This is a genomic window from Vibrio tetraodonis, from assembly GCF_003350295.1.
GTDB classification, from domain to species: Bacteria; Pseudomonadota; Gammaproteobacteria; order Enterobacterales; family Vibrionaceae; genus Vibrio; species Vibrio tetraodonis.
The window spans coordinates 29,666-42,178 of the sequence record NZ_QLYY01000013.1 but is presented as its reverse complement, the minus strand read 5'-3'; the positions used below and the strand labels follow the sequence as shown (position 1 = coordinate 42,178).

At 41.6% G+C, this 12,513-nt stretch carries 13 protein-coding genes; 12 read left to right on the top strand and 1 reads right to left on the bottom strand.

Annotation, left to right across the window (positions count from 1 at the left end; translation table 11 throughout):
• The first annotated feature begins 8 nt into the window (after window positions 1-8).
• Window positions 9-695 carry a molybdate ABC transporter permease subunit gene (gene modB / locus DPF90_RS10045; protein ID WP_114786207.1) on the top strand — a complete coding sequence of 229 codons (687 nt, stop codon included), beginning with the start codon at window positions 9-11 and terminating at the stop codon, window positions 693-695.
• On the top strand, window positions 695-1,801 hold the full coding sequence (modC, locus tag DPF90_RS10040) for a molybdenum ABC transporter ATP-binding protein ModC (RefSeq protein ID WP_114786206.1): 1,107 nt from the start codon (window positions 695-697) through the stop codon (window positions 1,799-1,801). Before modB ends, modC begins: the two co-directional genes overlap by 1 nt.
• A 37-nt stretch (window positions 1,802-1,838) precedes the next feature.
• Here modC and DPF90_RS10035 read toward each other — a convergent pair whose 3' ends face one another.
• Entirely contained in the window at window positions 1,839-2,273 is a 435-nt protein-coding gene (locus tag DPF90_RS10035; RefSeq protein WP_114786205.1) for a DUF3069 domain-containing protein, read from the bottom strand.
• Between the two features lie 173 nt (window positions 2,274-2,446).
• Between DPF90_RS10035 and DPF90_RS10030 the strand changes: the two genes are divergently transcribed.
• From DPF90_RS10030 to DPF90_RS09985, 10 genes are all read left to right on the top strand, one after another.
• The gene (locus tag DPF90_RS10030; protein ID WP_114786288.1) at window positions 2,447-3,379 is read left to right on the top strand and encodes a GGDEF domain-containing response regulator; all 933 of its coding nucleotides are present in this window, start codon (window positions 2,447-2,449) and stop codon (window positions 3,377-3,379) included.
• 248 nt (window positions 3,380-3,627) lie between these two features.
• Window positions 3,628-3,999, top strand: a complete 372-nt coding sequence (locus DPF90_RS10025; RefSeq protein ID WP_114786204.1) for a late competence development ComFB family protein — start codon at window positions 3,628-3,630, stop codon at window positions 3,997-3,999.
• A 10-nt stretch (window positions 4,000-4,009) separates the two neighbouring features.
• Complete coding sequence (locus tag DPF90_RS10020) at window positions 4,010-4,291, top strand: HlyU family transcriptional regulator (RefSeq protein ID WP_114786203.1); 282 nt, start codon at window positions 4,010-4,012, stop codon at window positions 4,289-4,291.
• 245 nt (window positions 4,292-4,536) lie between these two features.
• Entirely contained in the window at window positions 4,537-6,075 is a 1,539-nt protein-coding gene (locus DPF90_RS10015) for a Re/Si-specific NAD(P)(+) transhydrogenase subunit alpha (RefSeq protein ID WP_114786202.1), read from the top strand.
• Between the two features lie 12 nt (window positions 6,076-6,087).
• Window positions 6,088-7,464, top strand: a complete 1,377-nt coding sequence (gene pntB / locus DPF90_RS10010; RefSeq protein ID WP_114786201.1) for a Re/Si-specific NAD(P)(+) transhydrogenase subunit beta — start codon at window positions 6,088-6,090, stop codon at window positions 7,462-7,464.
• A gap of 124 nt (window positions 7,465-7,588) precedes the next feature.
• Window positions 7,589-9,064: a sensor histidine kinase VxrA gene (gene vxrA / locus DPF90_RS10005; RefSeq protein WP_338062873.1), complete on the top strand. Its 1,476-nt coding sequence runs from the start codon at window positions 7,589-7,591 to the stop codon at window positions 9,062-9,064.
• On the top strand, window positions 9,039-9,698 hold the full coding sequence (gene vxrB / locus DPF90_RS10000) for a response regulator transcription factor VxrB (protein WP_114786199.1): 660 nt from the start codon (window positions 9,039-9,041) through the stop codon (window positions 9,696-9,698). Before vxrA ends, vxrB begins: the two co-directional genes overlap by 26 nt.
• Window positions 9,698-10,570, top strand: a complete 873-nt coding sequence (locus DPF90_RS09995; protein ID WP_114786198.1) for a DUF2861 family protein — start codon at window positions 9,698-9,700, stop codon at window positions 10,568-10,570. Before vxrB ends, DPF90_RS09995 begins: the two co-directional genes overlap by 1 nt.
• Window positions 10,571-10,629: 59 nt before the next feature.
• Window positions 10,630-11,844 carry a conjugal transfer protein TraF gene (locus tag DPF90_RS09990; protein ID WP_114786197.1) on the top strand — a complete coding sequence of 405 codons (1,215 nt, stop codon included), beginning with the start codon at window positions 10,630-10,632 and terminating at the stop codon, window positions 11,842-11,844.
• A gap of 79 nt (window positions 11,845-11,923) precedes the next feature.
• Window positions 11,924-12,076 carry a YoaH family protein gene (locus tag DPF90_RS09985; RefSeq protein ID WP_114786196.1) on the top strand — a complete coding sequence of 51 codons (153 nt, stop codon included), beginning with the start codon at window positions 11,924-11,926 and terminating at the stop codon, window positions 12,074-12,076.
• Window positions 12,077-12,513 lie beyond the last annotated feature (437 nt).

The following is a 12,513-nucleotide window of genomic DNA, read 5'->3' as shown; positions in this document are numbered from 1 at the left end:
TCAGTAGCTTGCTTTCTGAATATGAATATCAGGCTCTAATACTGAGTTTGAAGGTCGCTTTTTACACTGTTTTGTGGCTATTGCCGATTGGTATTGGTTTCGGTTGGTTATTGGCAAAAAAACATTTTTTTGGAAAAAGTTGGTTGGACAGTTTCTTGCATTTACCACTTGTATTACCCCCTGTTGTTATTGGCTACTTACTGCTTGTTTCAATGGGCCAACAAGGGTTTATTGGTCAGTGGTTGTACAAGTATTTGGGTATTGTATTCTCTTTTAATTGGAAGGGTGCAGTGCTCGCAAGCATTGTTGTTGCATTGCCACTGATGGTGCGTTCGATTCGACTAAGTATTGAGAGCATTGACCCTAAATTAGATCAAGCCGCAGCTACATTAGGTGCATCACCGGTCCGACGTTTTGTTACTATCACTTTGCCTTTGATGTTCCCTGGGGTTGTAAGCGGGACACTATTATCGTTTGCTCGAAGTTTAGGTGAGTTTGGGGCAACGATAAGTTTTGTCTCCAATATCCCCGGAGTAACCCAAACTCTTCCACTCGCTATGTTTTCTTCAATAGAAACACCCGGTGCAGAAATTGAAACTATGCGCTTATGTATTATTTCTTTATCTATCGCGCTGTCTTCACTAATGATTTCCGAGCTCGTTGCAAGACAGTGCCAAAGAAGATTGGAGGGATAATGAACAATATACGTGTTTGCTTTAAGCAAAAACTGGGGCATACAAAATTTGATATTGACGTCACGATCCCAAATATAGGAATTACATCTGTATTCGGGAAGTCGGGGGCTGGGAAAACCTCCTTAATTAATGTGATTGCGGGACTAAACCAGCCTGATCAAGGTGAAGTTATTGTATCTGGAACTACTTTGTTCTGTTCTGAGACTAAGTTGAATGTTCCTACTCATAAACGTAAAGTGGGATACGTATTTCAAGATTCAAGGCTTTTTCCACACTACAGCGTCAAAGGGAATCTATTATACGGAGTGACTCAACCTGACACTCAACACTTTAACAAAATACTAAACCTTCTTGACTTACAATCATTACTTCACAGGTATCCTAGCCAGCTGTCTGGCGGTGAAAAACAGCGAGTTGCTATCGGTCGAGCTCTATTATATAAACCCGCCGTTTTGTTGATGGATGAGCCACTGGCATCACTTGATATGCCCCTAAAAAAAGAGGTATTGCCTTACTTGGAGCATTTGGCTCAAGAAATACAGTTGCCGATTATCTATGTATCGCATAGTTTGTATGAGCTTGTACGTCTCGCTAATCATATCGTTGTGATTGATAGTGGTAAAGTGGTTGCTTCAGGGCCTCTTGAAGCAATCTGGGAAACCCCAGCATTGAGTCAATGGCAAACTTCAAGCCATCATCGTTCGCTCTTTGAAGCAAGTTTAGCCAGTCACAATAAACACTATGCTTTATCACGACTTAAACTTGCTGAAAATGTCGAGCTTTGGGTACAAAAGCTCGAAGTACCGCTCGAGTCTAAGCTTAGGATTCAAGTTAGGGCTGCTGATGTATCTATTACCCTAGATAAACCATCTCAAACCTCAATCCGTAATATATTGCCATCAAAAGTTGTTGAAATCTCTAAGCAAGATGAAGATGACCAGAGCAAAAATGTCTATGTAAAGCTTGAATTAGCGGAGCAACGCTTTCTATGGGCAGAAATAACAGCGTGGGCAAGAGATGAACTGGAATTAAAGAAAGGCTTGGACGTTTTTGCACAAATTAAAGGAGTATGTGTGACAACAAACGATATCGTACTCAAAACGTAAATCGCTACCCATCACACTATACCAATTCAAGACGAATTTATTTTGCAAACACTTGAGTAAATTCACGCTTTAGCAGAGGATCGCGCCTAGCTTTTTTAATTTGCTTGAGCATATCTTTGATGCAGTTGTGCATGACTTGTTCAATAACGTCAGCTTGATACGCTTCTTTATCTTCACTAGCGATAGTTTGTGGTAGTTCTTGTGTTTGAAGCTCTTCGATAACACTTAGTCCAGCAAATGCTTGGCTAACTGAAACAAGTGCATGAAATTGTTCAAAGTTATCCAAAATGTTTTGAGCACTTGCTGGTAGTTGACTCCAAGCTTCACGAACCGCATCTTCTGAAGCTTGATGAATTGACGCCACCATGGCATGCATTTGCTCGGGGACCTTATCAAATTCTATAACGCGACGTAGCTCTTCAGAAACGGTAGAAAGATCAATAAGTGGGGGAGCTTGGGTATCTTCAGTCATCAGATTTACTTCTCTTAGATTATAATAAATAAGTGACGGCTATCGTAGAAAATCCACATAAAATGTCAACTATAGTGGAGGAAATGGCCTCCATAGAGTAACCTTCATTATAAGCAACTGATTTTACAGTCTAGTTAATAAAGGGTATGCGCGTGAAAATCTCTGGTTCTTCGATGAAAATTCTCCTAGTCGACGACGTGCAAATGGAGCGCATGCAATTGGCTATTCGCCTCAAGCAACTAGGACATAGCGTGGAAATGGCAGCATCAGGAGAGCAGGCTCTAGAACTATATCCCGTTTTTGAACCAGATCTTGTCTTACTCGATATTTCTATGCCAGGAATGGATGGGTTCGAGGTTTCACAACGAATTCGTTCACTATATGAAGAATGGATACCTATCATTTTCCTCAGTAGTCATGATGAACCTGCAATGATCGCAAATGCCATCGAGGCTGGAGGTGATGATTACTTAACCAAGCCCGTTGATAAAACAGTGTTAGGCTCAAAGCTTATTGCGATGCAAAGAATTGCGTTTATGCGAAGAGAGTTGAACCAAAAAACAGCTGAACTTGCTAAGGTAAATCAAGAGCTTGAAAAACTTGCAAGTGAAGATGGTTTAACTAAGGTGAAAAATCGTCGCTATGTTGATGAAAAATTAAAAGAAATGATTTCAATTCATGGTCGGCATGGGTTGCCACTTAGTCTGATATTATTAGACGTCGATTATTTCAAGCTATACAACGACAATTATGGTCATACTGAAGGCGATAAATGTTTAATAGAAATGGCTCAAGCTTTAGCTTTACTCTTCTCCCGCAGTGGTGAAATTGTAGGCCGATATGGCGGTGAAGAATTTGTTGTTGTGTTGGGACATGTCGATGAAGAAGATGCAAAACAACATGCGATGAGGATACAGTCGACCATAGAAGCCTTGGTAATAAAGCATGAGTATAGCGGCGTTTCTGACATTGTGACGGTGTCACAAGGGATTTGTTGTTTTACTCCCACAGGTAAAGAAGAACCAGAAGAAGTATATGCAATGGCTGACAAAGGTCTTTATGCATCTAAAAAGGCGGGCAGAAACCGTTTCACGTTTTTGTCGTAATAGTACCCCCAACTATTTATTCGCCTGAAAAACTATCAACCCCACTCATGCATCCTAAGATGCGCGGTAATTTATTTGGACACTTTTATTTGATGGTATGCCATGGTTTTTACTAGAATAGATAATGAAAAGTGAGTATTGATGTCGGTAGTGGCTTAAGCATGGTGTTTTTGTAAAGGTGTATGAGGTATATGTTTTACCATTAGCTAATGCTCAAGGAAATCTAAATCTTAAAGGGGTTGAGGTTTATGCAGATTAGTGTTGACGTTCATAACTATATGGAAACTTTAGTTGGACAAGTATTAGCTGATAGCGAATATACCAATAGATTTGATCATGAGCAGCTTGCCGACTTAGCTTGCTTGGCACTTGGTCAATTGCGACCTGTATATATTCGCTATGATATAGACTTTCTTTCGGCTTTATCGGAAGAGAGACTCGTGGTGCTGAAACGCTATTCTGAAGACGCGGTGAAAGCATCTTTATCTATGATAGTTGAAGACAGAAGAAGTAAACGCAAAGATGAAGTCCCAGTTGTGTTTAGTAAACCAAAATTTGACGATGACATCGAACTAGAGTGGTTTGAAAAGCCGCTTGCATCAAATGAAAATGGTACTTAGGAGTTTAGTAGTGGGATTATTTTCTCGACTGTTTGGTAACAATCAAAAAGAACAGAGTAGTAAGGATATACAGCCAGAAGAGTACAAAGGGTTTCTCATCTACCAAGAAGCGCAAGCCGAAGGTGGACAGTTTCGCATCGCTGGCCGTATCACCAAGAATATAGAAGGGGAAGTCAGAGAGCATCGCTTTATACGCTCGGATGTCCTTGCTTCAGAGTCGGATGCTAATGAGTTCATGCTTGCAAAAGCGAAAATGTTCATTGATCAAACTAAAGGCGACATATTCACTTAAAGAGTAGTGACCCACCAGCTTTAAGAAGAGGATTCGTGATTTTCGGATCCTTTTTTCATTTCCACCCGATTTGTTTCTCATATTTTTATGTAAGCGATAAAATTGTTGCACTAAATCTATAGCTTGTCACACCATGGATAACTAGATATGACTGCACTTTGTATTTTCCATACAAAGTGCTTGAAGTTCGTGAAAGCGTTCGATAAAAACAATGAATCATTGTTGCCAGCAGTCAAGGAACCAGTATGCAAATCGGAGTACCAAAAGAGATACTTGCGGGTGAAACGCGCGTAGCCGCTTCTCCAAAGTCGGTAGAACAGTTATTGAAATTAGGGTTTAGCGTAAATATTGAATCTAAGGCTGGTGAGCTAGCCAGCTTTGGTGATGATGCTTTTACGGCTAGCGGTGCCAATATTGTCACCCAAGATGAAGTATGGCTATCTGATATCATTCTTAAAGTGAATGCGCCTAGTGATAAAGAAATAGAATTAATCAAAGAAGGGGCAACACTGGTAAGCTTTATCTGGCCGGCTCAGAACACCGAGCTTATGGAAAAGCTATCTTCTAAAAAGATTAGTGTCCTAGCGATGGATTCAGTACCGCGTATTTCTAGAGCTCAATCTCTGGATGCTTTATCTTCAATGGCCAATATTGCCGGTTATCGAGCTGTCGTTGAAGCCGCACATGAATTCGGACGTTTCTTTACTGGACAAATAACAGCAGCAGGAAAGGTTCCTCCTGCTAAGGTCCTTGTTGCGGGTGCCGGAGTGGCCGGCTTGGCAGCCATCGGAGCTGCAGGTAGCTTAGGCGCCATCGTTCGTGCATTCGATGTAAGACCAGAAGTCAAAGAGCAAGTCCAATCAATGGGAGCAGAGTTCCTTGAAGTGAATTTTAAGGAAGAATCTGGATCAGGTGATGGATACGCCAAAGAAATGTCAGAGGCATTCAATAAAAAAGCGGAAGAGCTTTATGCTGAACAAGCAAAAGATGTCGATATCATTGTTACCACAGCGCTCATTCCAGGCAAACCCGCGCCGAAACTCATTACCAAAAAAATGGTGGATAGCATGCGACCTGGCAGTGTCGTTATCGATCTCGCGGCGGCGAATGGAGGAAACTGCGCATATACCAAGCCAGATAAAGTCGTAACGACGAAAAATGGCGTAAAAGTTGTCGGGTATACAGATATGGTTGGGCGTCTTCCGACTCAATCATCTCAGCTTTACGCTACTAATCTAGTGAATCTTCTTAAGCTGCTATGTAAGGAAAAAAATGGCAACATCAATATAGACTTTGATGATGTCGTGCTAAGAGCGGTGACTGTGGTCAAGAATGGCGAAATTACATGGCCAGCGCCACCGATACAGGTTTCTGCTCAGCCAACACAGCAGCAAACAAAAGAAGTGTCAAAAAATACCGAGAAAAAAGATCAGCCAGTGTCTCGAACTAAAAAGCTCGCTGCACTCGGGGTAGGTTTATGTAGTTTTGCTTGGGTGGCCTCTGTTGCGCCAGCATCATTTTTGAGTCATTTTACCGTTTTTGTCCTTGCTTGTGTGGTTGGTTATTACGTTGTCTGGAATGTCACACATGCTTTACATACTCCTCTGATGTCAGTGACCAATGCTATTTCAGGAATTATCGTCGTAGGTGCACTGTTACAAATAGGTCAAGGGAATGGAGCGGTTTCCTTCTTAGCGTTCATCGCCATATTGATTGCAAGCATTAATATCTTCGGCGGTTTTACTGTAACAAAACGCATGCTTGAAATGTTTCGTAAAGATTAAGGAGTGACACACATGTCTGCAGGACTAACACAAGCAGCGTACATTGTTGCTGCACTATTTTTTATTCTTAGCTTGGCGGGTCTGTCTAAACAAGAATCTGCAAAATATGGTAATTACTACGGCATTGCTGGTATGTCGATTGCCTTGGTAGCCACTATTTTTGGTCCAGAATCCCAAGGCTTTGTCTGGATCATTATTGCCATGGCAATTGGTGGAACCATAGGTATTCACTATGCTAAGAAAGTCGAAATGACTGAAATGCCTGAATTGGTTGCAATACTGCATAGTTTCGTTGGACTTGCTGCGGTGCTGGTAGGTTATAACAGTTATCTGGATGCCCCTGAAGCGTCGACTCATGCCGAGCATGTCATTCATTTGGTCGAAGTTTTTCTTGGTGTATTCATTGGTGCCGTGACTTTTACTGGCTCGGTGGTTGCGTTTGGAAAGCTGCGCGGTGTTGTATCTTCATCTCCGTTAAACTTACCTCACAAGCACAAAATGAACTTGGCGGCTGTCATTGTGTCTGCTTGGTTGCTAACACGTTTCGTAGAAGCTGATGGAAGTTTGCTTGCCTTATTCCTAATGACATTGATTGCCTTGGCTTTTGGTTATCATTTAGTTGCGTCCATCGGTGGAGCAGATATGCCTGTCGTTGTGTCAATGCTTAACTCTTACTCCGGTTGGGCAGCAGCAGCAGCAGGTTTTATGCTTGCCAATGATTTGCTTATTGTTACTGGCGCTTTAGTCGGTTCATCAGGCGCGATTCTTTCCTACATAATGTGTAAGGCAATGAATCGGTCATTTATTAGCGTTATTGCTGGCGGCTTTGGCCAAGAAGTCTCGATTTCTAGTGATGTTGATCACGGAGAACATCGTGAATCATCGGCAGATGAAGTGGCAGAGCTATTAAAGAATTCTAAATCCGTCATCATCACACCGGGATATGGAATGGCAGTCGCGCAAGCACAATATCCTGTCCATGAAATAACAGAAAAACTCAGATCTAAAGGGGTGAATGTGCGTTTTGGTATCCACCCAGTAGCAGGGCGGTTGCCTGGTCACATGAACGTGCTATTAGCCGAAGCTAAGGTGCCTTATGATATTGTCCTAGAAATGGATGAGATCAATGAAGACTTTGAAGAAACTGATACTGTTTTGGTTATTGGTGCCAATGATACGGTGAATCCGGCAGCGCAGGAGGACCCAGCCAGTCCGATCGCAGGCATGCCAGTACTAGAGGTTTGGAACGCCAAAAATGTCATTGTGTTTAAACGTTCAATGAATACTGGTTATGCAGGAGTACAAAACCCGTTATTTTTTAAGGAAAATACTCAAATGTTGTTCGGAGACGCGAAAGAGAGTGTAGACGCGATATCCAAAGCTCTGTAGTATAGCCTGACGAGTAGGAGCCAGCATTAGCTGGCTTCTTTCGTTTTGCGGGTAGCATTATTGACACCAATATCACATTGGAAATTTATATTTTTGCGATAATACTTTACTCTAAATCTAACCCATTGATTTACAGATTTTTGCATTGATTAGAACGGTTTTAAAAACATTGGTGATCGCTATTGCAGTTATATGTAATACGGCCAGCGCGAATTCATTACCTGAGCGAATTGATCAGTTTGTCGACTCGTTCAATCAAGATATTTTCACTGCATCTTATGACATTCGTATTTTGCAGTCAGACTATCCCACGCGTTTAATTACACCTAATTCAATGCTCCCGCAAACGTCTGCATACCCGTTGAGGGACATACAACGCCTTTATCAAATTGCTCAAAACTGTACAGGTAAACTGCCTCTCAGCCCACTAATCACAGAGCCTCTCGTTTTTACTCGAGCTATGTGCAAAGGTACCAAGTTAAGCCAAAAGTGGTTCGCTCGCAGTGGGCTAATTCACCCTGGTGGTGGTACCTATGCGAAAAGATACGCTGAGCTTCATCCCGAAAAACAAGAACAGTTACAACAATATATGCACATAAAAGAGCGGCCGCTTGCACCACGTGTGACATTGTTGGGTCGTTTGCAAAGAATGGACGAAGAAACCATCATGGCGCTAATTTCCGGTTCTAGCATGTTTCTAGAGCAAGGCGAGCTGTGGTTAAGGCAAAATGACAGTTATCTTGTTTTTCCAGAGAGCACTTGGAGAAAAAATGCTGATGAAGCAGGGTTAAGCGTCGCGCTAAAAGGTGACTCGAACAGTTGCTTCGTTAGACGAGGAAACCTCTGTTGGGATGTACAAGACCATTCAGAGTTCCTACGTATTAGTATGGTTGTGCTTGTCATTGCCAACATCTTTCTGGTGTTAGGCTGGGCAGTGTATCGATGGAATACAAAACGACAAGAGATGAAGAGTCGAATGTTGATTCTTCAGATACTCACACATGAACTTAGAACCCCGATCGCGAGTCTATCTCTTACAGTCGAAGGGTTTAGACGAGAGTTCGAAAAATTACCTGAATCTGTATACGATGAGTTTCGACGACTTTGTGAAGATTCTCGCCGTTTAAGACAGCTTGCCGAAGCGAGTAAAGATTATCTTCAGTCTGACAACAAGCCGCTCGCCACTGAATGGGTTCCATCAGTGAAAGAATGGTTAGAGTTTAAGGTTGATGAGGAATTTAACGGCAAAGTTAAACTTAAAATCAATCAAGATGTAGCCGCAAAGCTAAATGTCTATTGGCTTGGAACTTGTATTGATAATTTAATACGCAATGCCATTAAATATGGGGTTGCTCCTGTTGTACTGGATATAGGTACAGAGGATAATTTAATTACTGTTAAGCTTATAGACCAAGGTGAGTTAACTCAAAAAGATTGGCGCCAATTGCGTCAACCATTTGTTAGTAAAGCCGGTCTTGGTTTAGGCTTAACCATCGTTGAATCTATGGTGAGTCGAATGGGGGGACGAATGTCCCTAGTCGGCCCACCAACAACGTTTATATTGGAGATACCTTGTGAAACAGACACTGCTTCTTGTTGAAGACGACAAAAATCTGGCCGATGGTCTGCTAGTTAGCTTAGAACAAGCAGGATATGAATGTTTTCACGCTGAAAGCATTGCAGAAGTAGAACAGTACTGGGAGAAATCAGACTTAGTGATTTTAGATCGCCAACTGCCTGATGGCGACTCCGTAGAGCACCTAGTCGGCTGGAAAGAAATAAAAGATGTTCCAGTTATTTTGCTGACGGCGTTGGTGACCGTAAAAGACAAGGTTACTGGTTTAGATGCAGGCGCAAATGACTATTTAACCAAGCCATTCGCCGAGGCAGAACTGTTTGCTCGTATTCGTGCACAACTAAGGGCTCCTGAATCAGAAGCTCAGGATGATAGTAAAGTAGAAACGCAGCATCTATTAATCGATAAAGCGACGCGTGAAGTATTTTATAAAGAGGAATCTATAACGCTAACCAGAACGGAGTTTGATCTTTTACTCTTCTTAGCAAGTAACCTCGGGCGCGTGTTTACGCGAGATGAGTTATTGGACCATGTCTGGGGATACAATCATTTTCCAACGACACGAACCGTAGACACTCATGTTTTGCAGTTACGCCAAAAGTTGCCGGGGCTAGAGATTGAGACTCTTCGGGGTGTTGGATACAAAATGAAGGCCTAATGAGACTAAAAGCACTATTATTGGGCGTGCTTGCTAGTACGCCCATCTCAGCTGCCAACACTTTATGGTTTGAGAACAACTCACCCTTGATTCAAGCCCATAAGTTTCTGCTCAATAACGATTTACCAGCAATGTTTGTTGCTTTGGTAGAAGTCTGGCAGCAGGATAAAAATCAGGCCATTTCTCCTCATCTCAATGAGCTTTTTCAGCAATCACTCCAAGTTGACTGCGGTAAAAGTCTAGACTCAAGGCCATTTCCAGAATGGCTGAAAAATGTCACGGTCAGGGCGATTGATACTCAAAGCCCGGGAAGAGACTCATACCGAGCACTCATAGAAGTTTCATCACGTAAAGAAATCTCAGATATTTCTCTTACGCGTTGGGTTCAAAAAAGTATTTCTGCAGATCAATCTTTTATTAGCCTAAGTGAAGAGGATTCACCGACCAAGTCTTACGTCAAACGTTATAACTTAAATAGCAAAATTCCAATGGGCTTATATCGGGTTGATATTACGGCAAAAGATCAGACTTCATGGAGTTCATGGCTGGTTTTTGGTGAATATAAGGCAAAAGTGAGTATTCGTTGGCAATCTAAAGATCAGTGGCGTGTTGAGCGAAATGCTTTGCTGAACAAACATTGTCCATTACCAAAGCTTGATGCCTCTCTCTACGATTATGTTGACGGTCAATATAATAAAGTATGGGGAGAATCCTATGAGTCTGACTATCCAACCTCACTAGAGCCCAATATTGTTCCTCCAGATCGTTACGTTCTTGCGGTGTCGATGACTCATCAAAGGTGGCAAGGTCCCATAATTGTTGAACAATCCCAAATTATTAGTAAAACATATGATATATCTGTAGAGGAATAGATAAACTTCATACACAATTAGACGATATAAACCACAGGGATGAAGAAGTTTATATCGATATGAAAAAATCAATAAAAATCGTAGCATTACCTATAGCCTTTCTCTCTGCTCATTCCTATGCGGCAACCTATGCTGTTGAAGCGCGGGGAGATTCAATGGGAGGCACTGGCGTTGTATCCTCCAACTTTTTAACAGCTCCATTTTACAACCCCGCTATTACCGCGATTTATCGTCGCAATGATGATGCGGGAATGATCATTCCTTCTATTGGCTTAAATTATAATGATGAACATGAAATGGTCGATGGCCTTGATCAAGCGGCGAAGATAATAGATGGTGCTGTTAGTTCAAACAGCATTTCCTCAGCTGATGCAGCCCAGTTACAGACAACGTTAAATGGACTTGAAAACGACATTGCCAAGTTAGAACTGGGAGGGGTTGTAGCTTTAGCTATCCCAAATAGTTGGGTAGCGGCTAACTTATTTGGTAAAGCGTATACGGAAGCTTTTGCTCAAACAGATATCTATACTGGCGCTAATACCGGTAACACAGATCTCAACACCGCAGTCAACGCGGAGCTAAGTGCGGTTAATGCTGTCGCAATTGGTGTCGCGGAAGTCGGTGTATCATTAGCTAAATACCAAACGTTTCTTGATCAACATATTTCATTTGGCGTATCTCCTAAAATACAACGTATCTATACCTATGTTTATACGGCCAATTTAAACAATTACGATATCAAAGATGTGCGAGATAATGGCACGGGCGATACCATGTTCAATATGGATGCTGGTTTTTTGTGGTTTCGTGGACCGTTAAGAGTAGGGGTATCAGCCATGAATATTGTTCCTCGTGACATTACGACCCAAGAGCTGGCTGCACAAACTCTAACATCTAGAATAGATGATAGCCAATTTAGAACAACTCCTGCCGTATCCTATTCCTATAAAATAAGGCCTCAATATACTGTGGGCTTGGGGCTGGTCGGAGATTATTCAGCATTTAGTGTCGACTATGATCTTAACGAAGATGAGCGTTATACCAGCTTTAGAGATAATACCCAATATGTAAGAGTAGGGGGGGAGATCGATATTATGCGTCAGTTAAAATTGCGTGCAGGGTGGCGCCGAAATTTAGCTTACGATAATTTAGACGATACGTTTACTGCCGGCATTGGATTGTCACCCTTAAACCTTTTCCAAATGGATATAGGTGCAAGTTACACCAATGAGAACTCTATGGGTGCGTTCATTAATTTTCTCGGTAGTTACTAATTGTTCATTACGACAAAAAAGCTGGCCGACTTAACTAAATAATAATATAGTGAGCTCCAAATTTTAATGGGGCTAGCTTATGTTTGATGATCTCCCAACATTGTCACATGCCGAGCAACAAGAAGCAGTAGAAAAAATCCAAGAGCTTATGGCTCAAGGAATGAGTACAGCGCAAGCAATAAAGTTAATCGCTGAGCAAATACGTAATCAGACCAACGACTCTACCACTTAATCACTTCAATAAATAATCAATCAAGAAGAGGGCACTTGTTAGCCCTTTTTGTTGTTCTGCAATTCAACTCTCTCCGGCTCCAACTATCCACTGGTATAGAACCAATAAAAACCCGATAAAACATAAACTTATGACGGAATAATATTCTGTAGCAATAATGCGCCAAAAAATGCCTGTAATTTAATTACAAAAAATTTGAGTCAGTCTGCGAGCGCTCACTATCGCGCAGCATAATATTCTGCTGCGCGACTGACTCGTTATGTAGTTTCTGGTTACCAATTTGGGTCTGTTTTTTTAGAAAATAGAAATGACTACGTGAAGTAGTGACTTTGTTTAAGATGAAAAGCAATAGTGACATTGTAACTAATTATTTTACTTGATACTTAGTTACGCTGTCACTCATGAATTATGTCTTGATAAATTAAATGCTCTATATC